Below are 24,530 nucleotides of genomic sequence, written 5' to 3'. Positions count from 1 at the left end.
CCTCGTTTTCAATGCAGTCGTAATGTAAAACGTCCTCGGCGGCGTGTCAATGCACTCGTATTGTGAAACCATGGGGGCATGCCGAAGCGGGTCGACCACCGGGAGCGTCGCGCGCTGATCGCCGACGCGTTGATGCGGGTCGCGGCCGAGCAGGGGCTGGAGGCGGTCAGCCTGCGCCACGTCGCCGCCGCGGCCGAGGTCAGCCCCGGGATGGTGCAGCACTACTTCCGTACCCGGGACGAGATGATGGTCTTCGCGCTCGCCGTGGTGCGCGAGCGCAACGAGGCCCGGATCCGCCGGGCGGTCGAGCCGCTCGGCGCGACGCCGGCACCCCGCACGCTGCTGCGGACCATGCTGGCCGAGCTGCTGCCCCTCGACGAGGAACGGCGCGCGGACGGCCGGGTGGCCCTGGCCTTCCTCGCGTACACCGCCGTCCGGCCGGCCGTGGCCGCCGCGCTGCACGACGAGACGGCCGCGCTGCTGGCGTTCGTGTCCGGGCAGATCGCCGCCGGGTCACCGCTCGTGGCGGACGGCCGGCTGGACCCGGAACGGGCCGCGGTCGGGCTGCTCGCCGTGATGGAAGGGCTCGGCATCTACGTGCTCGGCGGCCACTATCCCCCGGAGACCGCGCTGGCCGCGCTCGACGCCCAGCTCGACCTGCTCTTCGGCCCCGACCCGGCCCGGTGACCCGACCCTCACCCGACCCCGGGTCGGGCGGCCGGCTCGGGCGGTATGACCGGCAGCCCTACCGACAGCGTCCCCGGGGCCGCCCGGAACTGCTCGATCGCGGTCAGGAGTCGTTCGTCCGACACGGTGACCTCGCGTCCACCGACGACCGGCCGGGGAAGCCGCTCGGGGAGCAGATGCAGCGCCACGCCGCCGTCCGGCTCGTCCCCAGCGAGCTCGGCCGCCCGGACCGTCACCCAGGGATACCACGCCCCGCCGTCCCTGATCCCGCTCGCCGTCAGCGCGAGCGGGCCGGTGAACCGGGCTTCGCGGTGGACGGCCAGGCCCAGGCCGAGAGCCACCGCCGCCACCCCGAACCGGTACCACCGGTCGGGCAGGAGCGAGACCGTCCCGACCCCGAACAGCGTCCAGAAGACGAGACCCGCCGCCAGCCCCAGCAGGCCTGCCACGGACCGGCGGGCCACCAGCCCGGCCTCTGTCGCACGTCGCCCCACCACCCGGGTACGCCAGACCAACCGCCCGGTCCGCCGGGGTCGCCAGTGCCGCTGCGCCAGGTGCACCCCGCCCGCCACCCACGCCACGTCGCGGATCCGGTCCAGGCCGGCGGGGCCAAGCGCCAGCAGGCCACGGGTGGCCGCCGCGGCCACCGCCGTTCCCGCCAGGAGCGCGAGCAACCGGCGCGTCCAGAGTCCGTCGCGGCCGGCCGTCGCCGGCCCCGTGGCCGGTTGGGAAAGGGACACACCCGGAGGGTACGCGGCAGCCGCCAGCGCGCGACCCTGCCGATCAGCGGCGGGAGAGGCCCGCGGCGGCCCGCTCGATGATGAGGCACCTGTCCTCGACGTAGTCGATGCCGGCCTCCTCGGCGATCCGCCGCGCCTCGGCGGAGACGATCCCGAGCTGCAACCAGACCGCCGGCGCGCCGATCGCCACCGCCTGCCGCACCACCTCGACCGCGTCCCGCGCCGGCCGGAACACGTCCACCAGGTCGACCGGATGCGGGATGTCGGCCAGCGTCGGGTAGGCCTTCTCGCCGAACAGCTCGTCCACCGTCGGGTTGACCGGGATGATCCGCCAGCCGTGCCGCCGCATCTCCAGCGGTACGCGGTGCGCGGCCTTGCCCGGGTCGCGGGAGGCCCCGACGACGGCGATCACGGCGGAGTCGGCGAGGAGCTGCTGGGCGGAACGCATCCGCCGAGACTAACCCGCCGGACCGGTCACAGCAGCGAGAGCTGCTCGGCGGCCGGGGCCGGCGGCGGCGTCTCCGGCAGCCGGCGGTTGTCGCCGGTCTCGCCCCGGTGCAGCCCGTGCCGGCGGGCCGCCATCCGCACCCGCGCGGTCACCTCCCGCTGGTAGGCCTGCGGCGCGTAGGCCCCGGCCTGGTAGAGCTGGCGGTAGCGGGGCACCAGGTGCGGGAACTCCCGGGCCAGCCAGCGCGCGTACCACTCTCGCGCGCCCGGGCGTAGGTGCAGCGCCAGCGGAGTCACGCCGGACGCGCCGGAGGCGGCGATCGCGGCCACGGTCGCGTCGATCGACTCCTCGTCGTCGCTGAGACCGGGCAGGATCGGCGCCATCAGCACCCCGACCGCGAAGCCGGCGTCGGTCAGCCGGCGGACGGCGTCCAGCCGCCGGCGCGGGCTGGGCGTGCCCGGCTCGGCTACCCGCCAGAGTGCCTCGTCGACGAAGCCCACCGAGTAGGACAACCCGATCCGGGTCACCTCGGCGGCCTGGCGCAACAGCGGCAGATCGCGCAGCAGCAGTGTGCCCTTGGTGAGGATGGAGAACGGGTTGGCGAAGTCGCGCAGCGCCTCCAGGATCGGCGGCATCAGGTGGTAGCGCCCCTCGGCCCGTTGGTAGCAGTCCACGTTGGTGCCCATGGCGACGTGCGCGCCGCGCCAGCGTGGGGCGGACAGCTCCCGGCGGACCAGCTCGCCCGCGTTGACCTTGACGACCACCTTGCGGTCGAAGTCCGCCCCGGCGTCGAGGTCGAGGTAGGTGTGCGTGTTGCGGGCGAAGCAGTTGTGGCTGACCACCCCGTTGGCGATGAAGTCGCCGGTGCCGGTGGTGATGTCCCACAGCGGCAGCTCCAGGCCGAGATCCTCGACCGCTGTCACCTGGAGCCGGGCCGCGCACTTGAGCGCCGTGCCCTCGATCGAGCGTTTCCGGGTGACGGCCGGGTCGGTCAGGTGGAAGAAGCGCAGCCGCTCGGGCAGGCCGCCGGTCAGCCGGAGCTGGCACGACCCGGTGCGGTTGCCCGGCTCGTCCCGCACCCACCGGAAGGCGAACCGGTCAAGGGCCTCGGCCGCGTGGCGGCAGCTCCGGTCGTCGGCCACGCCGATCCGGAACACGCCCCGGCGGCAGCTTCCCGCCGCGTCGAACAGGCCGGCCAGGAAACCCAGCCGCCAGTCGTCGGTCGGCTCGTCCGGCGGCCGGACCAGGTCGGCGACGGCCCCGACCAGGGCCGAGCCGGTCGTCCGCATCGCCGTCGCCGACCGGCGACCGGCCCGGCCGCTCGTCTGCTCGACGTCGACCCCGGCGTCGGCGAGGAACCGCTCCGCCCGCTCCAGCGCCTCGGTCGCGGAGGTGGCCAACCGGAACCGGGTGCCGGGCCGGTCGGCGCCGCGCACCAGCGCGTGCAGGTAGCCCCGGCGGTAGTCGGTCGAGCGCTTCGGCGCGACGGCGAACCGCCCGGTGCCGAGCAGGCGGTTGCGGGTGGTCAGGTAGGGGCGTCGCGCCCCGCCGCGCATGCTGCCGGTGACGTGCTTCCAGCCGCGTTCGGTCAGGAACCGGTGGTCGCCGCTGGCCACCAGCGTCGTGCCGTCGGCCAGCGTGACCCGGTGGGCCCGCTTCACCGTCGACCACTTGTCGAGCACCGTGGTGACGACGTAGTGGCGGTAGGCGCCCCGCCGCTCGGTGCCGTAGATCCGGTCGCCGGGCTCCAGCTCGCTGATCGCCCGGGTGCGACCGTCCGCCATCAGGATCGGCGTGTCACCGGACAGGCAGTAGGTGCACGCGTGGGAGCAGCCCCGGTAGGGGTTGATCGTCCACTCGAACGGCACGCGGGACTGGCCGGGCACCCGGTTGATGATCGACTTTGCCTGCACCTCGTAGAAGGTCATGCCGGCGAAGTCGGGGGTGTCGAACGTGCGGGCGACCGCGTGGGGCAGCGCCAGCGGCAGGGGTGGAGCCGCCGGCGCTGCCCGGTCAGGAGCCCCCTCGTCCGGGGGAGCGGAGAGGTTGTCCCAGCGCATGGACCTCATTCGAACACGTGTACGAACAATGCGCAAGTGACGCGCCGGACACCGGCCGCCGCCGCGCCCGGGGCGGGTGCAGGATGGAGGCATGGAGACGTCGACCTTCGTCTACGACGGCGACTGCGCGTTCTGCACCAGCTGCGCGCAGTTCATCGAGCGCCGGATTCCCACCGGGGCCCGCGTGGTGCCGTGGCAGTTCGCCGACCTGTCGGCGCTGGGTCTGACGGAGGCCGAGTGCGAGGAGGCGGTCCAGTGGGTGGGCGCCGACGGCTCCCGCGCCGCCGGGCCGGACGCCATCGCCCGGCTGCTCGGCGACAGCGGGCCGATCTGGCGGGTCGCCGGGGCCGGGCTGCGCTTCGCGCCGGTACGCGCCGCCGCCTGGCCGGCGTACCGCTGGGTGGCCCGCAACCGCCACCGGATGCCCGGCGGGACGGCCGCGTGCGCGCTGCCCCAGGAGGCCCGGGAGCGGTTGTACGGCCCGTCCGGCCGCCCCGACCCGACCTCCTGACCTGTCGGCCGCCCGTCAGCCGGGGGAAGTGGAACCGGCGGTCGGGTCCGGTGCGGCCGTCCGGGCCGCCGAGGCGGACGCGGCCGGAGCCGGATCGGCCGACGGCGCGGCGCGAGGGCTGTCGGCGACGGCGGGAGCGGCCGGGCCGTCGCGGCGGCGGAGCAGGCGCCGGGCCAGGAGCACCGGGCGGACCTTCTCCAGCGGCAGGAAGCTGGTCATCGCCACCAGGTGCGGCGCGAACGAGATGGTGATCGTCGCGATCGTCACCAGGTGGAACGAGTAGAAGAAGCCGACGACGGCCGTCCGCCACCGGGCGGGCACCACGAACACCAGCGGGCTGAGCAGCTCGAACGCCAGGATGCCGAACTGCGCCACGATCAGCAGGTGCGGGACCTGCGCGATCAGGTCGGCGAGATCGGTGCCGCGGCGGATGATCGCCCGGGCCAGCACGGAACCGGTGGCCCAGTCCAGGCCGCCGAAGCGGAACTTGGCCCAGGCGGCGAGGAAGTAGGTGCAGATGACCGCGATCTGGGTGACGCGCAGCGCCCATCCGCCCGCCTCGGTGCGGGTCGGGTCCCCGTGGCGGGCCCGGCCGGCGGTGGGCAGCACGGCCAGCGCCACGAGGAGCCCGAACCGGTCGTGGTCGACCTTGCCGTAGCTCATCGCCACGATCATCCACTCGAAGTAGAGCGCGAAGACCGTCCAGCCGAGCAGCCGTGGCGCGTGGCCGGTGGCGGCCAGCAGCGCGGCGACCAGCAGCACCCAGAAGACCACACCGACCAGGGCGGGGGTGGGCGTGGGCAGCGGGAGCAGCCGGCCCACGAGCAGCGGCTGGTAGAGGTCGCCCGGGACGTCGACGCGGGTGCGTACCCAGGGGGTGAACACGACCAGGTCGGCGGCGACGAAGAGGTAGACGAGGGTGCGGAAGGCGGCCACCCGGCCGCGCGGCACCGCCTCGGTGAGCCAGCCGGTCATCCGGTCTCCCACCGCACGGCGGTGCGGTCGGTCCACTCGCCGGTCGGGCGCCCGCCCTGAATGTCGTACCAGCGGATCACGATCCGCACCTCGACCAGCGCCGGGGCGTCGGGGTGGCGTTCGGCGTACGCCTCGGCGACGGTGCGCAGCAGACTCGGGTCGGTCGCGTACCGGTCCTGCTGGCCCTCGATCTCGGCCCGGCGGATGCCGGTGGCCTCCTGGCCGAGGGACACGACCGCCCCGGTGCGGTCGACACCCTCCACCCGGGTGTCCGGCGCGGGCGCGTTCGGCGGGTCCGAGGTGGAGTACATCCGGAACGGTCCGAACGGGAAGTCGTCGTCGGTGCCGTGCACCGTGCCGAGAAGGAGCAGCACCGCCCCGAGCAGGGTGGCGCCCAACCGGACGGCGCGCCCGCGGGTGGTCAAGGTCTCCATCGGGTCGTGACGATACGGGAGGGAAGCGCCCGAATCCGTCCCTCAATCGGCCAATTCTCACTGCCCGTCCCGCCCGGCACCGGGCACGGGGAACGCCGCCGGCCGGGCCCCGTCACGGGACCCGGCCGGCGGCGGGACGTGCTCAGTGCTTGTGCTCGGCCAGCTTCTTGCGGACGTCGTCCATGTCCAGCTGCTGCACCTGCTCGATCAGGTTCTCCAACGCCGACTCGGGCAGGGCGCCCGGCTGGGCGAAGACGATCACGCCGTCCCGGATCGCCATCACGGTCGGGATGGAGCTGATGTTGAACTTGGCGCCCAACTCCTGCTGCGCCTCGGTGTCGACCTTGCCGAAGACGATCTCCGGGTGCTTCTCCGAGGAGCGCTCGTAGACGGGGGCGAAGCGCTTGCACGGGCCGCACCAGTCCGCCCAGAAGTCGAGCAGGACGATGCCGTCGCGCCCGGTCACCTCGTCGAAGTTGGCCGTGGTCAGCTCAACCGTTGCCATTGCTCTCTCCGATCACCGCGGATTGCTGTACGTCCGGTGGAACCAGGGTCGATCCATGGGAATTCCCGTGACCTGCGCGACGAAACGCTGCGCAGCCCGACGGTGACCCAGGGCACATCGAGGTTCATCTGTACCTGCGGCCGTGCGGAACGCAAGTGCAGGCCGCATTTGCGTGACGGGACGTGATGGGAGCGTTTCCAAGGAGATCGCGCTCAGTTTCGGCTACGAATCGGTAACTTGCGCGCTGACGAGCGGGGATCGGGCCTGCGGAGATCGCTTCCCGGGGGGTCGATGGTGACGGTGAGTAGTGTTACGAAAAGATAAATGTGACGTCCGTCTCTGTCGTCACCGTACCGCCGTACGGCAGAATCTCTCACATCAGAGCGTGGGCGGCGGGTGCCGGGGAGGGCCCCGCCGCTCATTGCGTCTCCACCCAGGTGGTGCCCGGTGTGACTTTTCCGCCGGGGGAGCGCCCCCGTCCTCGCCTTAACAAGCGGTAAGGCATGCTGTGCCGAACTCCATCGCCGCCCGTCGAAGGGGACAAGGATGCAGTTCGGCCGCTACTACGAGGAGTTCGAGGTCGGCGCGGTCTACCGGCACTGGCCGGGCAAGACGGTCACCGAGTACGACGACCACCTCTTCTGCCTGCTCACCATGAACCACCACCCGCTCCACATGGACGCCCACTACGCGGAGTCCGCCTCCCAGTTCAAGCGCAACGTGGTGGTCGGCAACTACATCTACTCGCTGCTGCTCGGCATGTCGGTGCCCGACGTCAGCGGCAAGGCGATCGCCAACCTGGAGATCGAGTCGTTGCGGCACGTCGCACCGACCTTCCACGGCGACACGATCTACGGCGAGACCACCGTGCTGGACAAGCGGGAGTCGGCCTCGAAGCCCGACCGCGGCGTGGTCGCGGTGGAGACCCGCGGCTACAACCAGGACGGCGCGATGGTCTGCGTGTTCCGCCGCAAGGTCATGGTCCCGAAGAAGGAGTACGCGGCCGCCGCCGTCCCGGACGGCGTCGACCCGGAGCGTCCGAGCTTCCCCGAGCCGCGCTGACCCGCGCACCCCGGCCGGCAGGGCCCCGTACCCGTTCCGCGGGGACGGGGCCCTGACCCTCTTCCGGGGCATATGCTCTGGCTGGAGGTCCCCATGAGCCACTCCGTCGCCGGAGAGCCGCCCTCTGCCGGTCGCCGTGCCGCACCGCTCACCACCGCCGCCTACTCCGCCGCGGAGTGGGACCTGCTCACCGACCTGCCGGGTCGAGTCCTCGTCGCCGCCGCCTCGCCCGGTCCCGGGCGTCCGCCCCGCGGCGTCGCCGCCGGACTGACCGGCCTGGACGCGGTGGCCGCCGGCCGGGCCTTCGACAGCGATCTGGTCCGGGCCGTGGTCACCGCCATCTACGCCCGCCACGACGGGGCCGCCGTCCGGGACGAGCGCCTCACCGACCTGGTCGACCTGCTCGCCGCCGCCCGGGCCGCGGTGCGGGTGCTGCGCCGCCGCGCCGATCCGGCGGACTCGGCCGCCTACCGGCAGTGGGTGGAGTCGGTGGCGGCCCGGGTGTGCCGGTCCGGCGACCTCCCGCCGAGTCCCGCCGACCGCCGGTTCCTGGACCGGCTGGGCGGCGCGCTCGACCTGCGCTGACCGCCGGCGCCGGCGGGCCGTACCCTCTGCAGACCGTGACCGACGACCAGCTCGACGTGGGTGTGGGGCCCTGGCCCGGTGACCCGCCGGACGACCCGCGCTACGACCCGGAGCTGCTCGCGGCCGGCGACCGACGCAACGTGGTCGACCGCTACCGCTACTGGCGGCGGGAGGCCGTGGTGGCCGACCTGGACCGGCGGCGGCACGACTTCCACGTGGCGATCGAGAACTGGCAGCACGACTTCAACATCGGCACCGTGGTCCGCAACGCCAACGCCTTCCTCGCCGCCGAGGTGCACATCGTCGGGCGGCGCCGGTGGAACCGCCGGGGCGCCATGGTGACCGACCGCTACCAGCACGTCCGGCACCACCCGACGATCGAGGAGTTCGTCGCCTGGGCGGCCGGGGAGCGGCTGCCGGTGGTCGGGATCGACAACCTGCCCGGCTCCCGGCCGCTGGAGACCAGCGTCCTGCCGCGCCGCTGCGTGCTGCTCTTCGGCCAGGAGGGCCCGGGGCTGTCCCCGGTGGCCCGGACGGCCTGCGACACGCTGTTCTCGATCGCCCAGTACGGCTCCACCCGTTCCGTCAACGCGGGCGTGGCCAGCGGCATCGCCATGCACGCGTGGATCCGGTCGCACGCGGGTCCGCCGCCGGACTGACGCGCCGCGGTTCCGCCGTCGGGCGGAAATCCCACGCCGGTCGGCCCGCCCCGCTTGACGCCTTGCCGGCCTGGGGTGACGGTGAAGGCGTGACTGTCGCGGTGAGTTGTCCGAAGTGTGCGGGCCCGGTACGCGAGCCCGACCTGATGCACGGCGAGTACCGGTGCCTGCGTTGCGGGCCGGTCGCGCCCCTGCACGTGCCGGAGCACATCGGCGCCGAGATCATGGCCAGCGTGGTGGAGCGGGTGGCCGCCGACGGGGACCCGGCCGACCGGCCCGGCATGCCGCTGTGGTGCCCGTGGCCACTGCCGCCGGGCTGGACGCTGACCGGGGTGGCCTGGGCCGGCGACGACCGGGCCGGGGTCCGCGCCACCGTGGTCGCCTGCGCCGGCCCGGCCCCGCTCGACGGTGGACCGGCAGACCTGATCTTCGTCGCCGAGGAACCCGGCGTCGGTCTCGGTTCCCGCTTCGCGGGACTGCCCGGCCCCGACCCCGGCCCGCAGGTCGAGGAGGCGCTGACCGATCCCGGCCCTGGTCATCCCGAGCGTCTGCCGCACGCGAAGATCCGGGTGGGCGGCCATCCCACTCCACTGTGGCTCGTTCGTTCCGAAACGGATCGAAGTGCGTACGCCGGCGAGGCTCGGGGAATGTGGCTCCATGCGATAGCCTGGCCGGCGAGTGCGGGTCACCTCCTCGCGGAAGAAGTCGTGCTGCACGACCTCACCGAGTGGACACCGCCCGAACTCGTGTACGGCGCACCGTCCCCGTACCTGCACGGGCAGGCCTGACCGGCCGGCACCGGCGAGTCGGGGAGCGGACGCAGATATTCACGGACAGACACCATGCTGATACTCTGGGTGCCGCTGCGGTAAACGGACCCGGCTCCGCGCGAGAGGATGGCCCGCTATGGTCAAGAAGGTCCTCACCTGGGCCGGCATCGCATTCTTGATCTTCTTCGTTGCGTACCGGCCCAACTCCGCCGCCGACGTCTTCAAGTCCCTGGGCGGCGGCATCATGGACATCGCACAGGGCTTCGGCGACTTCTTCACCAACCTGGTCGCCTAACCGCACATGGGAAGCCCCTCCGGTCCACCCTACGACCCGGACGATCCCGACCGGGCACGCCGGGAGCGCGACACCGAGCCGATCCCCCGGATCGACCCGGACGACGGTCCCGGTTACGGCGCCGGCCCCGCCTACGGCGGCGGACCCTCCCTGTCGGACGACGCCGCCTTCGGCGACGGCCCCGGCTACGCGGGCGAGGGTCGCTCCGGTCGTGGCTGGGCGCGCGACCCGGAGGGCTACCCGGAGCAGCCGATCTCCGAGGAGGAGCTGGCCGGTCTCCGGGCCGACGCCTCCGGCATGGCGCCCCGCCGGGTGCTGCCGATGGAGGACGAGCCGAGCGCGCTGGCGGCCCGCTACCTCTTCCCGACCGAGCGCTTCCGCGGTGAGTGGAAGCGCCACTGGGTGCACCTGACCACGCCGATCATCGTCGGCGTCGCGGCCACCTTCGTGCTCGGCTACCTCTCCGGCTTCCTCGCCGGGCGGGACGTCGGCGCGCTCACCACGGTCGCGGTGCTGCTCTGGTTCGGGGTGATGGGCTGGGTCGCCTGGCGGGTCGCCGACTGGTGGTACGACCGCTTCATCCTGACCAACAAGCGGGTGATGGTGGTCAACGGGATCATCACCCGGCGGGTCGCGATGATGCCGCTGGTCCGGGTCACCGACATGAAGTACGAGCAGACGCCGACCGGCCGCGCCCTCAACTACGGCACGTTCGTGCTGGAGTCGGCGGGTCAGGAGCAGGCGCTCCGCGAGATCAAGAACCTGCCCAACCCGAACGAGCTCTACCTGCGCGTGGTCGAGGAGATGTACGAGCCGCAGGCCGTGGAGGCGCGGATCGGCAAGGAGCAGGACGAGGCGAAGGCCGACGACGGCGCCTGAAACTTTTCGTCCGAACATCGGATGAAGTGCACACCTTTTGCCGACGTGACCACCCGTCCAGCCATGGGAGCCTGCCAGGCAGGACGGGGGCGCGGAGGTGAGCGTGGCGAGCAGGGATCCGCTGGAGGAGGAGTTCCGCGAGTTCGTCGCGGCCCGCTCCGGCGCCCTGCTGCGCACGGCCTACCTGCTGGCCGGCGACTGGGCGACCGCCGAGGACCTGCTCCAGACCGCCCTGACCAAGACCTACCTGGCCTGGAAGCGGCTCGGCGGGATCGACGCCATCGAGCCGTACGCCCGCCGGGTCCTGGTCAACACGTCCACCAGCTGGTGGCGTCGCCGGTGGCACGGTGAACGACCGACCGAGGTGCTGCCGGAGCGGGCCGGTGTCGACGAGATCGAGCAGCAGCTCGACCGGGACGCGCTCTGGCGGCACCTGCAGGCGTTGCCGGCGCGGCAACGGGCCGTGCTGGTGCTGCGCTTCTACGAGGACATGTCGGAGGCGCAGACGGCGGCCCTGCTGGAGATCTCGCCGGGCACCGTCAAGAGCCAGACCTCCCGGGCGTTGAACACGCTGCGCCGCCGGCTCGGCTCGGAGGCGGCCCTGGGCCTGCCGACCGATCCGGTCGAGCGGTCCGCCGAACCGGTCGTCCGCGGCGCGCCCGCCCCGAGCGGGCCGCGCACCCGACCCGCAGCGACCCGCCAACCCGCCGCGCCGGCCCCCCGCGTCCCGGCCGGTTCCGCCGGCCGCCCCGCCGTGTCAGCTGCCCCCCGCACCCCGGCCCGACCGGTCGGCGCCCCGGCGTCCCACACCCCGGCCGGGCCGGTCGGCGCCCCGGCCGAGCCCGCCCGGCGGCCCGCCGGAGCCGCCCGCCCGGCGTCGCCGCCGGCCGCCGCGCCGGTCCGTCCCGCCGTCCCGGTCGCGGCGGAGACCTGATGAGCGGCATCCGGCAGCACGCCGACAACCGGACGGGCGGCCCGGAGCGTCCATTCCCCGTGAGCGAGGACGAGCTGGAGCGGGCGCTGCGGGACACGCTGTCCCGTCAGGTCGCCACGCCCCGACCTCTCGGCGCCGACCCGGCCGGCGCGGCGATGCGCCGGGCGCGCCGCGCCGGCCGCCGTCGCGCGCTCACCGGCCTGGCCCTCGCCGGCGTGGCGACGGTCCTGGTCACCGCCGGGATGGCACAGATCACCGGGCCGGCGGGGACCGGCGGCACGCCCACCGTGGTGCTCGGCGACCCGCCCGGGTTCTCCCCGTCCCCGTTCCCCGCGGAATCCACGCCGGCGACCCGGTCCGGCTCCGTCCGTGCCGAACTCGACCTGCTCGTCGACGGCTGGCTGGAGGCCAGCGGCGGCGAACGGCGGGCGCTGACCGGGGTGGACGGGGTCGAGCGGGCACAGCGCGTCCACGACCAGGGCGGCTGGCTGGTGACCTCGGCGGCCACCGCGGCCGGCCGTACCCTCTGGTGGGTGCCGCCGACCGACCGCAACACGCCGCAGGTCATGCTCGCCGCCGCGGACGCGGTCGCGATCTCCGCCGACGGTCGGCAGGTGGCCTGGCGGGACGGCCCGGAGCTGATCGCCGCCGGGGTGGTCGCCGGGCAGCTCATCGCGCCCGTCCGGGTGACCGCGCCGGCCGGCGTGGTGCCGGTCGGCTTCACCGGCGACGACGTGCTCCTCCGGCAGCCCGACCGGGGCGGGATGAGCGTCTGGCGGCGAGCCGCGGGCGGCCTGCCGGGCTCGGCGAACCCGGACGTCCACGCCGTCTACGGGTCCCGGCCGGACGGTCGGCTGGTCGGCCTGGTCACCGCCGGCGCGGCGCGGCAACCCTGCCTGGCGCTGCTCGACCCGGCACGCGGGCTCGCCCCGGTGCGGACGGGCTGCGGCGCGAAGCCGGCCGTCGACGGCCTCGGCGGGGTCTCGCCCGACGGGCGGTGGCTCCTGGTGAACGGCGCCGGACACGCCGCCCAACTGGTCGACCTGACCGACCTGGGGGGCACCCCGGCGGCCCACCCGGCGGGCCCCGCGCTCTCCGGCGCGGTCGCCTGGTCCCGGGCCGGCGTCGCGTTGCACGTGGACGCCGCGGGCGAGCTGGTCCGGGTCGAACCCAAGCGGGTGCTGGCCGGCGAGCAACCGACCCCGTCGGCGGTCTCCGGGGTGACCACGGGCACGCGACCCGTCGTGGTGGCCGACGTCCCCACCGCGCCCGACGGGGCGTAGCGTCGGGCGGGTGAGCGCCTCCGCCCGCATCGACCTGCACACCCACTCCACCGCGAGCGACGGCACGCTCCGCCCGGCCGACCTGGTCCGCGCCGCCGCCGACGCGGGCCTCGACGTGGTGGCGCTCACCGACCACGACACGACGGCGGGCTGGGCGGACGCGGTCGCCGCCCTGCCGCGCGGCCTCACCCTGATCCGTGGCGCGGAGCTGTCCTGTCGCTGGTTCGGTGTCGAGCCGGCGATCCCGCTGCACCTGCTCGCGTACCTCTTCGACCCCGACGAGCCCGAGCTGGCCGCGGAACTGGCCCGGGTCCGGCGGGCCCGGGAGGAGCGGGGCGAGCGGATCGTCCGGCTGCTCCAGGCCGACGGCATCCCGGTGAGCTGGTCGGAGATCCTGGCCGGCGCGGCGGGCGGCACGGTCGGCCGCCCGCACATCGCCCAGGCGCTGATCCGCGCCGGCCTGGTCGCCACCACCACCGAGGCGTTCGGCCCGGACTGGCTGGGGGAGCGGTACCGGCTGCCGAAGGACGACATCGACGTGTTCCGCGCCGTGGCGCTGGTGCGGTCGGCCGGCGGCGTGCCCGTCTTCGCCCACCCGAGGGCCAGCCGGCGCGGCCGGATCGTGCCCGACGACCTGATCGTGCAGCTGGCGGCGGCCGGCCTGGCCGGCCTGGAGGCCGACCACGAGGACCACAGCCCGGCCGAGCGGGAACACGTCCGGCGGCTCGCCGCCGAGCTGGGACTGCTGGTCACCGGCTCGTCGGACTTCCACGGCACGCACAAGACCGTGCGGCTCGGCGCGTTCACCACCGGACCCGAGGCGTACGAGCGGATCGTCGGGCTGGCCCGGGGGGTGACCCCGGTCGCTTCAGGCTGAAGCGTTCCGACGGCACCGCTACCGTGTCCGCGTGGATCTCAAGCTCTTCGGCGAGGTCTTCGTGACCCTGCTGGTGATCGTCGACCCGCCCGGAATGATGCCCATCTTCCTCGCGCTCACCGGGCCGCTGCCCGCCCGCGACCGGAACCGGGCCGCCTGGCAGGCCGTCGCGCTGGCGCTCGGGGTCATCGTGATCTTCGCGGTGGCGGGGCAGACCCTCCTGGCCTACCTGCACGTCGACCTGCCCGCGTTGCAGGCCGCCGGCGGCCTGCTGCTGGTGCTGGTGGCGCTGGAGCTGCTGACCGGCAAGGCGGACGACCCGAGCCAGCAGGTCACCTCGAACATCGCGCTGGTGCCGCTGGGCACCCCGCTGCTGGCCGGCCCCGGTGCCATCGTGGCCACCATGCTGTTCGTGCAGCGGGCCGGCGGCGTCGCCGACTACGTCGCGATCGCCCTGGCCATCGTGGCGGTGATGGTGGCCGTCTGGGTGGTGCTGCGCTTCTCCGGCGGGATCGTCAAGGTGCTCCGTCCGGGCGGCATCGAGGTGCTGACCCGGATCGCCGGCCTGCTGCTGGCCGCCATCGCCGTGCAGCTCATCGCCGACGCGATCGCCGCCTTCGTGACCGAATACCTCAACAACGCCTGAGCCGGCCGGCCGCTGTCGCACCCGGATGGCAGGATCTCAGGCGTGCGACGACCCTCACCGACCGGACGACCCGCCGGCGGCCGGCCGCCCCGGCCCCGCGCCGAGCAGGCCGAGCAGCTCGGCTTCGAGGGCATGCCGGAGCGGCTCTTCGTCTGCACCCCCAGCAAGCTCGGCGCCTACGCCGACTGTCCCCGTCGCTACCGCTACGCCTACGTGGACCGCCCGGCCCCGCCCAAGGGGCCGCCGTGGGCGCACAACTCGCTCGGCGCCAGCGTGCACACCGCGCTCAAGAACTGGTATGCGTTGGCCTCCGACCGCCGGCGCCCCGAGGTGCTCGGCACGCTGCTCAAGGGCACCTGGGTCCGCGAGGGCTACCGCGACGACGAGCAGGAGCGCGACGCCTTCCGGCGGGCGCTGGCCTGGCTGGAGTCCTACGTGGCGGGCCTCGACCCGGCCGACGAGCCGGTCGGCGTCGAGCGGGTGGTCGCGGTGAAGACCGCGGTGCTGGCGTTCAACGGCCGCACCGACCGGATCGACTCCCGCCCCGGCCCGGACGGCCGGCCCGAGCTGGTCATCGTCGACTACAAGACCGGCCGCACCGGGCTGGACGCCGACGACGCGCGCGGCTCGCAGGCGCTCGCGCTCTACGCGTACGCGGCGGAGCGGGTGTTCCGCAAGCCGTGCCGCCGGGTCGAGCTGCACCACCTGCCCACCGGCACGGTCGCCGCGCACGAGCACACGCCCGAGTCGCTGCACCGGCAGCTCACCCGCGCGGAGGACACCGCCCGCGACATCATGGCCGCCGAACGGGCGGTCGCCGACGGAGCCGATCCCGACGCGGCGTTCCCCACCGAGCCGGGACCCCGGTGCGGCTGGTGCGACTACCGGCGCACCTGCCCGACCGGCGCGCAGACCCCGGGCAAGGAGCCCTGGTCCGCCGTCGACCGCCTCGCCGAGCCGGTCGGCGACGCCGACTGACGCGTCTCAGGCCGCCGCGAGACGGGCGGCGCGCTCCTTGGCGGCCTGCTGCAACGGCCCCTCCCGATAGCGCCGGGGCACCGCCGCCAGCGCGAGTCGCAGCGCCCGCACGCCCAGGTCCGCCGACATCGCGGTGGTGGGCAGGCCGAGTCCGCCGTAGAGCCGCAGCGCCCAGGGCGGCAGCAACCCCAGGGCGGTCCCGGCGACCCCCAGGTACGCCCAGCGCGGCGGACCGAGCGTCAGGCCGAGCCTCATCGGCAGGCTGAGCTTCCACGGGATCGGTGGCGCGGTGAGGAACAGCGCGGTCTCGGCCGCCTCCCGGGTCATCCGCAATTGCGGACGGACGTCCCGGTAGTAGGCCGCGACCTCGGCGGCGGTGCCCGGCACGTCGGTCAGGTCCAGCCCCACCAGGGCCGCCGACCGGCGCTGCTCGGTGTAGTAGCCGTCCACCTCGTCGTCGCTCAACGCCAGCCCGGCCCGCCGGGCGGTGCTCACGAACGACTCGACCTCGGTGACGTGCACCCAGCGCAGCAGGTCGGGGTCGTCGACGCGGAACTCCTCGCCGGTGAACGGGTCGGTGGCGCGCATCCGGGCGTGCAGCGTGCGCAGCCGCCGGCCGGCCGCCTCCGCCTCGGCGGTGGTGCCGTAGATCGTCGTCGCCACGTAGGTCGCCGTCCGGACCAGGCGGCCCCAGGCGTCGGAGCGGTAGTTGCTGTTCTGCGCGACACCGGCCATCGCGCGTGGGTGCAACGCCTGCAGGTAGAGCGAGCGCAGGCCGGCGACGATCAGGATCGGCTCCTCGTGCACCTTCCACGTGACCGACCCCGGACCGAACAGGCCGAGATCCTCGGTGTCCACCGGTCAAGAGTGCCACGCCGGGCGCGGGCGCCTCGTCAGACGTCGGCGGAACGGCGGGACTGGCAGGCCGGGCAGAGCCCCCAGAAGGTCACTTCCGCCTCGTCCAGTTCGAAGCCGTGCGCCACGTTCGGGTCCAGGCAGGGCGCGCTGCCGACCGCGCAGTCCACGTCGGCGATCTCGCCGCACCCGCGGCACACCACGTGGTGGTGGTTGTCGCCCACCCGCGCCTCGTAGCGGGCCGGGCTGCCGGCCGGCTCGATCCGGCGGGACAGGCCGGCCCGGGACAACGCGCCGAGCACGTCGTAGACCGCCTGGGTGGAGACCGAGTCCAGTCGCTGGCGGACCCGCCGGGTGATCTCGTCGACCTCCAGGTGGCCGCCACCGGAGAGCACGTCGAGCACGGCGAGGCGGGGCCGGGTGACCCGCAGGCCCCGCGACCGGAGCAACTCCTCACCCGTGGACATGGATCCATGACAGCACGGGGTCGGCGGGCCGACAAGCGAGCGTTCTTCGCGGGTGGTCGGGGCCACAGCGTGAACCGGAACGGTGCGGCACGCGTGTGTCGATGTAGGCCACGCTTCGTCGTACGCTGACCGCGCGGTTCCACCCACTTGCCGGAGGTGTCGGTGTTCAGGGAAGTCAACGGTCTCCCGGGCCACGTCCTGGTCATTCACGCCGCGGTGGTGCTCGTGCCGCTGCTGGCGCTGCTCACCGTCGCGTACGGGGTGCTGCCCCGCTGGCGGCCCCGGCTGGACTGGGCGGTGGGCGCGCTCGCCGTGGTCACCCCGATCGTCACCTGGGTGGCGACGGAGTCCGGCGAGGAGCTGGAGGAGGCGCTGGAGTCGCGGGGCTACCCCGCCGAGGGGCTCCAGAAGATCCACGAACATTCCGAGTACGGGGAGACGCTGCTCTGGTTCACGCTGGGCCTGGCCGTCGTGGCGCTCCTGCTGCTGCTGGTGACCAGCCGCTTCACCCGGGACCGGAACCTGCCCCGCTGGCTGCCCCTGGCGCTCACCGCCGTGGCGGCCGTGCTCGCGGTATTCGCGCTGGTGTACGTCTACCTGACCGGCGACAGCGGCGCCAAGATGGTGTGGGACGGGATCGTCTGACGCCGGTCAGAACAGCACGCGCGAGCACAGCAGGCAGGTGAGCAGCACCAGCACCGCGCCGACGACCGCGCCGACGCCGTAGGTGACCCGCTGGGCGCGCTGCTCCGCCTGGTCCATGGCGGCCATGTCCTGCGGTGGGAGTCGTCGTGGCGGTGGCGTACGCACGTGCACCGGCGGCCGCCAACCGGGCGGCGGAGGGGTGCTCGGCGGTGGCCCGGCGTACCCGGCCGGCGCCTGGTTCCCGGACGGGTCCGGCAGGTCGCCGGCCGTCGCGGCCCAACCACCGGGCGCGGCCGGGTCCGGCCGGGCCCAGGGGCTCTCCATCGCGCCCTCGCGGGACCACGGGCTGGTGGACCCGGCCGGTTCGGCCTCCGCTGTGGCGGTCCCCGCCGTGCCGGTGGCCGGCTCCGGCTCGGCCGGTGCGGCACCCTGCCCCTCCCGGGGCGGGCCGGCTTCGGGTGTGCCGGCCGGTTGCGTCGGGACCGCCGTCTCGTCGGTGCCGGCCGGCTGCTCCGTCATCGCGGTCTCGTCGGCGTCGGCCGGATGCTCCGGGCGTCGCCAGGTCTCGTCGTCGGGGCTGCCACCGCTCGGCGTCGTCACGCCGTCCGACGCTACCAACGCCCCGGCCGCTCGGCCGCCCGACGCGGCGACGTCGGCTCGCCCGCCCGCGTCACGGCGGACCCGTCCGGCCGGGCGGCGGTATCGTTGTCGCTCGTGACCGACCCCGGCATCCGGGTCCCGCGCGGCGACGACGACCGCGTGGTCGACCTCAGCGACGATCTCGTGGTGCTGCCCGAGCAGACCACCGACGACACCGACCACGGGTGGGGCGAGCGCCCCGGCCGCGACGACGACTGGCTGCTCGCCGAGCGCCCGCCGCACTGGGGCTGACCCGGGCGGGCCCGGCCGGCGTCAGCCGCGTACCACCACGGCGAAGCGGCTGCCCTCGGGCAGGCCGACGGCGCGACGCGCCTGCTCCGGCGGGAGCGCCAGATAGAGCGCCGAGGTGCCGTCGACCGCCCCGGCCGCGCCCACCACGTCCAGCACCAGTGCGCGCGGGGCGACCACTGTCGGCTCGGCCGCCCCACCGGCCGGCACGACGAGCAGATCCACCCGGGCGCCCGGTCGCAGCACCGCGAGGGCGGCCGGCTCGGCCAGCCGGACCGGCACCCCGACCGCCCCGGCGGGCAGTGTCGGCGCTCCCGAGGGCGGCGTGCCCGCCCCGGCCGTGGGGCCGGCGGCCGGCTCCGGACCGGGCGGGCAGCCGGCCGGGGTCTGGAACACGGCTGCGGCCAGCCCGAGCAGCACCGCGACCGCGGTCACCCGCAGCAGGGTTCGGCGCCGGGGCAGACCACGCCAGCGAACCGGACGCAACGTCCCCTCGTCACCCGCCACCGTCGTCCCTCCCGCCGACCGGACCGTCGCCCAGGAGGCTAGGCGCGCCCACCCGTCACGCGCCGTCCCTGTGGACAACCCCGGCGCCCTGTGGACAACCGCCCGTCGCGCCCTCGACCGAGCGGGCACGCGAACGTGGCCGCCCCCGGGTACGGGAGCGGCCACGGTCGGGGAGCGTGGGTCAGGTGGAGCTGGACGCCGCCGGCGTCTTGCTCGCCGAGGAGCCCGACGTCGAACCGGACGACCCCGAGGACGACGAGCCGGACGAGGACGAACCGGACGACGAGGACGAGGAGTCGGACGACGAGGACGACTCGGACTTCGCCGGCTTGCTCGCGGCGGCGGCGGTGTCGGAACCGGACGAACGCGAGTCCGTGCGGTAGAAGCCGGAGCCCTTGAACACGATGCCGACGGAGTTGAAGAGCTTGCGCAGCCGCCCCTCACACGCCGGGCACTCGGTCAGCGGCTCGTCCGAGAAGGACTGCACCGCCTCGAGCTGGTGGCCGCACGCGGTGCAGGCGTACTGGTACGTGGGCACGTTCTCCTCCGGATCTCAGACGGCCTGACTGGCACTCGTGGTCTTCGAGTGCCAATGGTGCGTCATCGCACCCGGGTTCGTCCAGCGGAAGCGCCCGGCCCCACACCCGGCACCGCGACCAGCCCGTCGGACGGGGTGATCACGCAGTGCACCGGGCGGTCGTGCGGACCGGCGGGAACCGAGGTCACCAGCTCGCCGTCGTGCAGCAGCGCCACGGTCGGCACGCCGGCCGGCACCCGGGCCAGCGCCCGGTCGTACGAGCCGCCACCCCGGCCGAGGCGGACGCCCCGGCGGTCCACCGCCAGCGCCGGCACCACCACCAGGTCGGCCCCGGCCACGGCGGCGCGGCCCAGGGGCGGACCGGTCGGCTCGCGCAGCCCCCGCCCGGCGGCGCGCAGCGACTCCCGGCCGGTGTAGGCGGCCCAGTCCAGGTCCAGGTCGTCGCGGAGCACCGGTAGGAGCAGCCCGGCGTCGGCCGGCAGCGCCGCCCGCAGCACGTCGGGCAGGTCGTCGCCGCCGGGCTCGGAGGCCACCGGCACGTACGCGGTCATCCGGGCCGGGCGCAGCCGGCGTACCAGGGCCACCAGCTCGGCCTGCACGGACGCCGCGGCCTCGGCCCGGCGTGGCGGGGACAGCGACCGACGCGCGGCGAGCAGCGCGACGCGCAGCTCCCGCTTCGCCTCGTGCACGTCATCCGAAAATTTCGGCATGCAACACTCCTGACGCAACGCTTGCCTACCGGTCGCTCTGTGTCAGCATCGCACCAAGGGGCGCGGAACTTCCGGGGGGAAGATGACGCTACGTGGGCGGTTGACGGCGGCGTTCCTCGTGGTGGTCCTCGGCCCCGTCCTGCTCGGCGCGTTCTTCGTCGGGGCCACGCTGAGCGCGGTCGACCGCAGCCGCGCCACCGAGCGGCTGGGCCTGGCCGCGGCCGGCGTGCGGACCTCGGTCGACGCGCTCTGCCAGCAACTGCGCGCGGCGGCCGACGCGGTCGCGCTGGCCGCCGACCCGCTCGGCCGGTCGCGCGTCGCCGATCAGGTGGTCGGCCGGGGCCTGGCCGCCGCCGTCCGCATCGCCGACCCCGCGGGGGACACCCGCTACGCCACCGCCGGTGGCCCGACCCGCCCGTGGCAGGACTGCGCCGGTGCGCCCGGCGGGCCGGTCGGCGCGCTCGCCGCCGAGGTCCGGCTCCGCGACCCGGCCGGCGCCGACCTGGGCGCGGTCGCCGCCGCGCAGCCCGTCGACCCGGCCTTCGTGGCGCGGCTCGCCGCCGTGACCGGCGTCGGGGTCACCCTCCTCGACGACCCCGGGCGGATCACCCACACGACCGAGGACCAGGGGGTACGCGCAGCGGTGCTGGCCGCCGCCCGCAGGGCGGACGGGGACCGGGTGGCCGGGACCGGCGACGGTCGCTACGTGCGCCGGGTGGGGCCGTCACCGGGGCAGCCGTTGCCGCTGGTGCTCTCCGTGCCCGGCGAGCGGCCGCCCGGCCTGTACGGCGGACTGCTCGCGGCCGTCGCGCTGGCCGCCCTGCTGGCCGTGCTGGCCGCCTGGCGGCTGGCCCGGGTGACCACCCGGCCGCTGGTCGAGCTGGCCGGCGCGGTGGACCGGGTGGCGCACGGCGACCTGACCACCCGGGTGCCGGTGCGCAGCCGGGACGAGATCGGCCGGCTGGCCGACGCGTTCAACCGGATGACCCGGGAGACCGGCAGCTACGTGGCGGCGCTCACCAGCAGCCGGGACCAGCTCCGCAACCACCTGGCGGTGCTCGGCGACACCCTCGCCAGCACGCACGACCTGCAACGCATCCTGCGGGTGATCCTGGACAGCGCGATCGCCGCGACCGGCGCCCGGGCCGGCGCGGTGCTGCTGCTCGACGGCGACGGCGTGCTGGTCGGCCAGTGCGTCGAAGGGCTGACCGGACGCTGGCCGACGGGTGAACCAGCCGACCCGGCGACGCTGCGGGTGCCGGTGGGCGCCGGGGTGGTCGGCGCGGTCGCGGCGACCGGGGAGCCGCTGCGCGGCCGGTGGGCGCCGCCCGACGCGCCGGCCGGGGAGCCGTCCTGCGAGACGTACGTGGCGGTGCCGTTCGCCGCCCCGGGCGCCGCCGAGTCGCGCGGCCCGGACCGGCCGGGCCACCCGCCGGCCGACGGCGACCCGCCCGCCCCGCCCGGCGGGGCGCTCGGTGTGCTGGCCCTCTACGACCGGCTCGGCGGCCACGAGTTCGACGACGACGACCTGGTCACGCTGCGGACCTTCGCCGGCCACGCCGCGGTGGCGGTGGAGAACGTCCGGGTGCACGAGGAGGCGCAGCGGCTCTCCCTGACCGACCCGCTGACCGGGCTGTGGAACTACCGCTACCTGCGCGAGTCGATCCGGCGGGAGGTCGAGCGGGCGAACCGGTTCGGCCGGATGCTCAGCGTGCTCGCCCTGGACCTGGACCGGTTCAAGGACGTCAACGACACCTGGGGGCACGCCGCCGGGGACGCGGTGCTGGTCGAGTTCGCCCGCCGGGTGCGCGGCGTGATCCGCGAGGTCGACCTGGCGTTCCGGCAGGGCGGCGAGGAGTTCGTGGTGCTGCTGCCGGAGACCGACGCGCGCGGCGCCACGATCGTCGCCGAGCGGCTCGGCGCGGTGGTGCGGGACCAGCCGGTGCCGGTCGAGGGGCACGGCGACGAGCCGGTCCGGGTGCCGGTGACGGTCTCCATCGGCATCGCCGTCTACCCGGACCACGCCGCCGGCGGCCAGCAGGTGTTGGACGCCGCCGACGACGCGCTCTACGCGGCGAAGGCCGCCGGCCGGGACGGCTACCGCCTGGCCCCGGTCCCGGATCCGGCTCCCACGCAGGAGATTCCGGTGGTGGCGGCCACGGTCATCCCGCCGGACGGACTGCCCCGGGCCGGCACGGCGGACCCGACGGGCACCGCACAGGGCGGCGCGTCTTCCGGTCCTCACCCGCCGCGGCAGAGCCGTGGCCGATAGTCTCGCGGCATGTCGGAGCACTCAGCGAACCCCTCAGCGACCCCCGGTCGCTCCCGCGCGGTCAAGGCCGTCATCCCGGCCGCCGGCCTGGCCACCCGGTTCCTGCCGGCCACCAAGGCGGTCCCGAAGGAACTGCTGCCGGTCGTCGACCGGCCGGTGCTGCAGTACATCGTCGAGGAGGCCACGCAGGCCGGCATCGGCGACGTGCTGCTGATCACCGGGCGGGGCAAGACCTCGATGGTGGACCACTTCGACCGGCGGCCGGACCTGGAGGATCGGCTCGCCAAGAAGCCCGAGCTGCTCGCCGCGGTCAAGCGCACCGAGGAACTGGCCGCCGTCTACACGGTCCGCCAGCCGGAGCAGCTCGGCCTGGGCCACGCCGTCGGGTACGCCGAGTCGCACGTCGGCGACGCGCCCTTCGCGGTGCTGCTCGGCGACGAGTTCGTCAAGCCCTCCGAGCCGCTGCTGCCGGCCATGCTGGAGCTGCAGGCCCGCACCGGCGGTGTGGTGCTCGCGTTCTTCGAGGTCGACCCCGCCGAGACCAGCCGGTACGGGATCGCCTCCGTCGAGCCGGCCGAGTCGGAATACGCCGACATCGCCGAGGTCGTCAAGGTCACCGGCATGGTCGAGAAGCCCAGCCCCGAGGACGCCCCCAGCAACCTGGCGGTCCTCGGCCGGTACGTGCTCCCCGGGAAGATCTTCGACGCGATCCGGCGCACCGAGCCGGGCAGCGGCGGCGAGATCCAGCTGACCGACGCGATGGAGCTGCTGCGGACCGAGGGCGTGCCGGTGCACGCCATCGTCTACCGGGGCACCCGCTACGACACCGGCATGCCGCTCGGCTACCTGCAGACCGTGGTGCAGATCGCCGCCGAGCGGGAGGACCTGGGCGCCGAGTTCCGCAAGTGGCTGGCCGAGTTCGTCAACAAGGGCGACGAGACGGTCACCGACGCCATCCTCAACGGCCTGCGCGACACGTCCGGCGGTGCCGATACATGACCGCGACGGCCGACGCCGAGGCGGCCGCGAACGAGTTGACGCCGCTCGCCGACTACCTGGGCAGTGTGCTGCGCAGGTTACGCGCGCTGCCTCCGCTCGACCTCGACCTGACCCAGGCGTACGGCAACGTGCTCGCCGAGGACGTGGTCGCCCCGCACTCCTACCCCGCCTTCGACCAGGCGGCGGTGGACGGGTACGCCGCGCGCTGGGAGGACATCTCCGGAGGGAGCCGGGGGCCGGGCTATGTCCCGGCCCCCTCCGGTATGCCCGGCGGGCGCAGCATCCGGCTCAACGTGGTCGGCGACCTGGGCGCGCCGAGCTGGCGACCGGTCCGGCTCACCCCCGGCTCGTGCTTCTCGGTCGCGGCCGGCGCGCCGCTGCCGATCGGCGCCGACGTGGTGGTGCCGGTGGAGTGGACCGACCAGGGCATGGCCGCGGTGGAGATCTTCCGCGCGCCCAAGCGGGGCTACGGCCTGCGTCGCGCCGGCGAGGAACTGGTCGCCGGCACGCTGCTGGCCCGCGCCGGCGCGTACGTCTCGCCGGCCCTGGTCGCCGTGTTCGCGGCCACCGGCATCGGCCACGTGGTGGTACGCCCGAGCCCCCGGGTGGTCATCGTGGCCACCGGCGACGAGCTGGTGGACGTGGGCCGGGGCAGCCAGCCCGGCCAGGTGGTGGACACCAACTCGCACGCGTTGACGGCGGCGGCGGCCGAGGCGGGCGCGCTCGCGTACCGGGTGGGGATCTGCGACGACGACCCGGAGGCGCTGCGCGGCCTGCTGGAGGATCAGACGCTGCGCGCCGACCTGATCATCACCACCGGCGGCACCGGCACCGGCCCCGGCGACATGGTCCGCCGGATCCTGTCCCGCCGCGACGGCGGCCGGGCCGGGCCGGTCACCTTCACAGAGGTGGCCCTCTATCCCGGAACCGCCCTCGGGTTCGGTACGGTCGGCGCCGAGGAGGTGCCGGTGGTGTGTCTTCCCGGTGAGCCCGGCGCGGCGCTGATCGGCTTCGAGGTGCTGGCCCGCCCGGCCATCCAACTGTTGGCCGGCGCCGAGCCGGTGTTCCGGCCCAGCGTCCGCGCGCACCTGCTGGAGACGGTCTCGTCGCCGGTGGGGCTGCGCGAGTTCCGGCCCGCGCACGTGGCCGAGCGACGGGGCGGCGGCTACACCGTGCAGCCGCTGGCCGGCGGCCCGTTCACGCTGTCCGGCCTGGCCGAGGCGAACGGTCTGCTGGTGCTCGGCGAGCGGGTCCAGACCGCCGCGGCGGGGTCCACGGTGGACGTTCTACTGCTGGACAGACGCCGGTGAGCGCGAGGAGT

31 protein-coding genes are annotated in these 24,530 nt (G+C 74.8%); 19 read left to right on the top strand and 12 right to left on the bottom strand.

Annotated features, from left to right (window positions below; all coding sequences use genetic code 11):
* Positions 1-78 precede the first annotated feature (78 nt).
* Positions 79-687 (top strand): TetR/AcrR family transcriptional regulator, encoded by a 609-nt coding sequence (locus CO540_RS16140; protein ID WP_099162687.1) that lies wholly within the window; start codon positions 79-81, stop codon positions 685-687.
* Between the two features lie 8 nt (positions 688-695).
* Here CO540_RS16140 and CO540_RS16135 read toward each other — a convergent pair whose 3' ends face one another.
* The 3 genes from CO540_RS16135 to CO540_RS16125 are packed head-to-tail and all read right to left on the bottom strand — an operon-like array spanning position 696 to position 3,935.
* Entirely contained in the window at positions 696-1,427 is a 732-nt protein-coding gene (locus tag CO540_RS16135; protein ID WP_157779133.1) for a hypothetical protein, read from the bottom strand.
* Between the two features lie 43 nt (positions 1,428-1,470).
* On the bottom strand, positions 1,471-1,875 hold the full coding sequence (locus CO540_RS16130; RefSeq protein ID WP_099162685.1) for a CoA-binding protein: 405 nt from the start codon (positions 1,873-1,875) through the stop codon (positions 1,471-1,473).
* A 26-nt stretch (positions 1,876-1,901) separates the two neighbouring features.
* Entirely contained in the window at positions 1,902-3,935 is a 2,034-nt protein-coding gene (locus CO540_RS16125; protein ID WP_099162684.1) for an intein-containing Rv2578c family radical SAM protein, read from the bottom strand.
* Positions 3,936-4,026: 91 nt separating this feature from the next.
* Here CO540_RS16125 and CO540_RS16120 point away from each other — a divergent pair, with 91 nt between their 5' ends.
* The gene (locus CO540_RS16120) at positions 4,027-4,446 is read left to right on the top strand and encodes a thiol-disulfide oxidoreductase DCC family protein (RefSeq protein ID WP_099162683.1); all 420 of its coding nucleotides are present in this window, start codon (positions 4,027-4,029) and stop codon (positions 4,444-4,446) included.
* Positions 4,447-4,461: 15 nt separating this feature from the next.
* Here the strand turns inward: CO540_RS16120 and CO540_RS16115 are convergent, their stop codons facing one another.
* The 3 genes from CO540_RS16115 to trxA all read right to left on the bottom strand — a co-directional run bounded on the left by CO540_RS16115 (position 4,462) and on the right by trxA (position 6,360).
* A complete protein-coding gene (locus tag CO540_RS16115) occupies positions 4,462-5,421 on the bottom strand; it encodes an MFS transporter permease (protein WP_253865971.1) in 960 nt (319 codons plus the stop codon).
* Complete coding sequence (locus CO540_RS16110) at positions 5,418-5,855, bottom strand: hypothetical protein (RefSeq protein ID WP_099162682.1); 438 nt, start codon at positions 5,853-5,855, stop codon at positions 5,418-5,420. Before CO540_RS16110 ends, CO540_RS16115 begins: the two co-directional genes overlap by 4 nt.
* 142 nt (positions 5,856-5,997) lie before the next feature.
* Positions 5,998-6,360: a thioredoxin gene (gene trxA, locus CO540_RS16105; RefSeq protein ID WP_091582637.1), complete on the bottom strand. Its 363-nt coding sequence runs from the start codon at positions 6,358-6,360 to the stop codon at positions 5,998-6,000.
* Between the two features lie 546 nt (positions 6,361-6,906).
* Here trxA and CO540_RS16100 point away from each other — a divergent pair.
* The 11 genes from CO540_RS16100 to CO540_RS16055 all read left to right on the top strand — a co-directional run bounded on the left by CO540_RS16100 (position 6,907) and on the right by CO540_RS16055 (position 15,328).
* Entirely contained in the window at positions 6,907-7,422 is a 516-nt protein-coding gene (locus CO540_RS16100) for a MaoC family dehydratase (protein ID WP_099162681.1), read from the top strand.
* A gap of 93 nt (positions 7,423-7,515) precedes the next feature.
* Complete coding sequence (locus tag CO540_RS16095; RefSeq protein ID WP_099164786.1) at positions 7,516-8,007, top strand: hypothetical protein; 492 nt, start codon at positions 7,516-7,518, stop codon at positions 8,005-8,007.
* A 35-nt stretch (positions 8,008-8,042) separates the two neighbouring features.
* Positions 8,043-8,666 (top strand): RNA methyltransferase, encoded by a 624-nt coding sequence (locus CO540_RS16090; RefSeq protein ID WP_091582631.1) that lies wholly within the window; start codon positions 8,043-8,045, stop codon positions 8,664-8,666.
* A gap of 89 nt (positions 8,667-8,755) precedes the next feature.
* Entirely contained in the window at positions 8,756-9,454 is a 699-nt protein-coding gene (locus CO540_RS16085; RefSeq protein ID WP_348651352.1) for a TFIIB-type zinc ribbon-containing protein, read from the top strand.
* A gap of 118 nt (positions 9,455-9,572) precedes the next feature.
* Complete coding sequence (locus tag CO540_RS30375) at positions 9,573-9,731, top strand: hypothetical protein (protein WP_013283898.1); 159 nt, start codon at positions 9,573-9,575, stop codon at positions 9,729-9,731.
* A gap of 6 nt (positions 9,732-9,737) precedes the next feature.
* Positions 9,738-10,610, top strand: coding sequence for a PH domain-containing protein (locus CO540_RS16080; protein ID WP_091582625.1), 873 nt, complete (start codon positions 9,738-9,740; stop codon positions 10,608-10,610).
* 103 nt (positions 10,611-10,713) lie between these two features.
* The gene (locus CO540_RS16075; protein WP_099164785.1) at positions 10,714-11,544 is read left to right on the top strand and encodes a SigE family RNA polymerase sigma factor; all 831 of its coding nucleotides are present in this window, start codon (positions 10,714-10,716) and stop codon (positions 11,542-11,544) included.
* A 59-nt stretch (positions 11,545-11,603) separates the two neighbouring features.
* A complete protein-coding gene (locus CO540_RS16070) occupies positions 11,604-12,827 on the top strand; it encodes a hypothetical protein (RefSeq protein ID WP_253865969.1) in 1,224 nt (407 codons plus the stop codon).
* 10 nt (positions 12,828-12,837) lie between these two features.
* Positions 12,838-13,704, top strand: coding sequence for a PHP domain-containing protein (locus tag CO540_RS16065; protein WP_098743787.1), 867 nt, complete (start codon positions 12,838-12,840; stop codon positions 13,702-13,704).
* Positions 13,705-13,735: 31 nt separating this feature from the next.
* Positions 13,736-14,350: a MarC family protein gene (locus tag CO540_RS16060; RefSeq protein ID WP_091582616.1), complete on the top strand. Its 615-nt coding sequence runs from the start codon at positions 13,736-13,738 to the stop codon at positions 14,348-14,350.
* Between the two features lie 132 nt (positions 14,351-14,482).
* Positions 14,483-15,328: a PD-(D/E)XK nuclease family protein gene (locus CO540_RS16055; RefSeq protein ID WP_253866744.1), complete on the top strand. Its 846-nt coding sequence runs from the start codon at positions 14,483-14,485 to the stop codon at positions 15,326-15,328.
* Between the two features lie 6 nt (positions 15,329-15,334).
* On the opposite strand, the gene CO540_RS16050 is transcribed toward CO540_RS16055, so the two are convergent.
* Together CO540_RS16050 and CO540_RS16045 are read right to left on the bottom strand one after the other, a co-directional pair.
* A complete protein-coding gene (locus tag CO540_RS16050; protein WP_099162677.1) occupies positions 15,335-16,186 on the bottom strand; it encodes an oxygenase MpaB family protein in 852 nt (283 codons plus the stop codon).
* Between the two features lie 35 nt (positions 16,187-16,221).
* Entirely contained in the window at positions 16,222-16,650 is a 429-nt protein-coding gene (locus CO540_RS16045) for a Fur family transcriptional regulator (protein WP_091582607.1), read from the bottom strand.
* 162 nt (positions 16,651-16,812) lie between these two features.
* On the opposite strand from CO540_RS16045, the gene CO540_RS16040 reads away from it, so the two are divergent.
* Complete coding sequence (locus CO540_RS16040) at positions 16,813-17,295, top strand: DUF2231 domain-containing protein (RefSeq protein WP_091584230.1); 483 nt, start codon at positions 16,813-16,815, stop codon at positions 17,293-17,295.
* 6 nt (positions 17,296-17,301) lie between these two features.
* Here CO540_RS16040 and CO540_RS30950 read toward each other — a convergent pair whose 3' ends face one another.
* On the bottom strand, positions 17,302-17,895 hold the full coding sequence (locus CO540_RS30950; protein WP_253865967.1) for a hypothetical protein: 594 nt from the start codon (positions 17,893-17,895) through the stop codon (positions 17,302-17,304).
* Between the two features lie 114 nt (positions 17,896-18,009).
* On the opposite strand from CO540_RS30950, the gene CO540_RS30370 reads away from it, so the two are divergent.
* Positions 18,010-18,186, top strand: a complete 177-nt coding sequence (locus tag CO540_RS30370) for a hypothetical protein (RefSeq protein ID WP_172967859.1) — start codon at positions 18,010-18,012, stop codon at positions 18,184-18,186.
* Between the two features lie 21 nt (positions 18,187-18,207).
* Here the strand turns inward: CO540_RS30370 and CO540_RS16030 are convergent, their stop codons facing one another.
* On the bottom strand, positions 18,208-18,690 hold the full coding sequence (locus CO540_RS16030) for a flagellar biosynthesis protein FlgA (protein WP_099162676.1): 483 nt from the start codon (positions 18,688-18,690) through the stop codon (positions 18,208-18,210).
* Between the two features lie 181 nt (positions 18,691-18,871).
* A complete protein-coding gene (locus tag CO540_RS31335; RefSeq protein ID WP_371682302.1) occupies positions 18,872-19,177 on the bottom strand; it encodes an FmdB family zinc ribbon protein in 306 nt (101 codons plus the stop codon).
* Here CO540_RS31335 and CO540_RS31330 point away from each other — a divergent pair.
* Complete coding sequence (locus CO540_RS31330; protein ID WP_342672793.1) at positions 19,107-19,256, top strand: hypothetical protein; 150 nt, start codon at positions 19,107-19,109, stop codon at positions 19,254-19,256. The genes CO540_RS31335 and CO540_RS31330 overlap by 71 nt on opposite strands.
* 34 nt (positions 19,257-19,290) lie before the next feature.
* On the opposite strand, the gene CO540_RS16020 is transcribed toward CO540_RS31330, so the two are convergent.
* Positions 19,291-19,938 (bottom strand): 5-formyltetrahydrofolate cyclo-ligase, encoded by a 648-nt coding sequence (locus CO540_RS16020; RefSeq protein WP_099162674.1) that lies wholly within the window; start codon positions 19,936-19,938, stop codon positions 19,291-19,293.
* A gap of 82 nt (positions 19,939-20,020) precedes the next feature.
* Between CO540_RS16020 and CO540_RS16015 the strand changes: the two genes are divergently transcribed.
* Genes CO540_RS16015 through glp form a run of 3 tightly spaced genes read left to right on the top strand, consistent with a single transcriptional unit; the run spans position 20,021 to position 24,519 of the window.
* The gene (locus CO540_RS16015) at positions 20,021-22,210 is read left to right on the top strand and encodes a diguanylate cyclase (protein WP_172967858.1); all 2,190 of its coding nucleotides are present in this window, start codon (positions 20,021-20,023) and stop codon (positions 22,208-22,210) included.
* A 9-nt stretch (positions 22,211-22,219) separates the two neighbouring features.
* Complete coding sequence (locus CO540_RS16010) at positions 22,220-23,209, top strand: UTP--glucose-1-phosphate uridylyltransferase (RefSeq protein ID WP_099162673.1); 990 nt, start codon at positions 22,220-22,222, stop codon at positions 23,207-23,209.
* Entirely contained in the window at positions 23,206-24,519 is a 1,314-nt protein-coding gene (gene glp / locus CO540_RS16005) for a gephyrin-like molybdotransferase Glp (protein ID WP_091582594.1), read from the top strand. Before CO540_RS16010 ends, glp begins: the two co-directional genes overlap by 4 nt.
* Positions 24,520-24,530: the final 11 nt, after the last annotated feature.

The sequence above is a fragment of the Micromonospora sp. WMMA2032 genome (assembly GCF_002688545.1).
Taxonomy (GTDB): domain Bacteria; phylum Actinomycetota; class Actinomycetes; order Mycobacteriales; family Micromonosporaceae; genus Micromonospora; species Micromonospora sediminicola.
The sequence above is the reverse complement of the archived record's forward strand: the minus strand, read 5'-3'. Positions and strand labels throughout refer to the sequence as shown.

Excerpts from the sequence above, each read along its gene's own strand:
- CO540_RS30375 (WP_013283898.1), top strand. The coding sequence starts at position 9,573 with ATGGTCAAGAAGGTCCTCACCTGGGCCGGCATCGCATTCTTGATCTTC.
- CO540_RS16130 (WP_099162685.1), bottom strand. The coding sequence starts at position 1,875 with ATGCGTTCCGCCCAGCAGCTCCTCGCCGACTCCGCCGTGATCGCCGTC.
- CO540_RS16080 (WP_091582625.1), top strand. The coding sequence starts at position 9,738 with ATGGGAAGCCCCTCCGGTCCACCCTACGACCCGGACGATCCCGACCGG.
- CO540_RS16045 (WP_091582607.1), bottom strand. The coding sequence starts at position 16,650 with ATGTCCACGGGTGAGGAGTTGCTCCGGTCGCGGGGCCTGCGGGTCACC.
- CO540_RS16125 (WP_099162684.1), bottom strand. The coding sequence starts at position 3,935 with ATGCGCTGGGACAACCTCTCCGCTCCCCCGGACGAGGGGGCTCCTGAC.
- CO540_RS16055 (WP_253866744.1), top strand. The coding sequence starts at position 14,483 with ATGCCGGAGCGGCTCTTCGTCTGCACCCCCAGCAAGCTCGGCGCCTAC.
- CO540_RS16100 (WP_099162681.1), top strand. The coding sequence starts at position 6,907 with ATGCAGTTCGGCCGCTACTACGAGGAGTTCGAGGTCGGCGCGGTCTAC.
- CO540_RS16015 (WP_172967858.1), top strand. The coding sequence starts at position 20,021 with ATGACGCTACGTGGGCGGTTGACGGCGGCGTTCCTCGTGGTGGTCCTC.
- CO540_RS16095 (WP_099164786.1), top strand. The coding sequence starts at position 7,516 with ATGAGCCACTCCGTCGCCGGAGAGCCGCCCTCTGCCGGTCGCCGTGCC.
- CO540_RS16140 (WP_099162687.1), top strand. The coding sequence starts at position 79 with ATGCCGAAGCGGGTCGACCACCGGGAGCGTCGCGCGCTGATCGCCGAC.
- CO540_RS16010 (WP_099162673.1), top strand. The coding sequence starts at position 22,220 with ATGTCGGAGCACTCAGCGAACCCCTCAGCGACCCCCGGTCGCTCCCGC.
- glp (WP_091582594.1), top strand. The coding sequence starts at position 23,206 with ATGACCGCGACGGCCGACGCCGAGGCGGCCGCGAACGAGTTGACGCCG.
- CO540_RS16115 (WP_253865971.1), bottom strand. The coding sequence starts at position 5,421 with ATGACCGGCTGGCTCACCGAGGCGGTGCCGCGCGGCCGGGTGGCCGCC.
- trxA (WP_091582637.1), bottom strand. The coding sequence starts at position 6,360 with ATGGCAACGGTTGAGCTGACCACGGCCAACTTCGACGAGGTGACCGGG.
- CO540_RS16020 (WP_099162674.1), bottom strand. The coding sequence starts at position 19,938 with ATGCCGAAATTTTCGGATGACGTGCACGAGGCGAAGCGGGAGCTGCGC.
- CO540_RS16110 (WP_099162682.1), bottom strand. The coding sequence starts at position 5,855 with ATGGAGACCTTGACCACCCGCGGGCGCGCCGTCCGGTTGGGCGCCACC.
- CO540_RS16120 (WP_099162683.1), top strand. The coding sequence starts at position 4,027 with ATGGAGACGTCGACCTTCGTCTACGACGGCGACTGCGCGTTCTGCACC.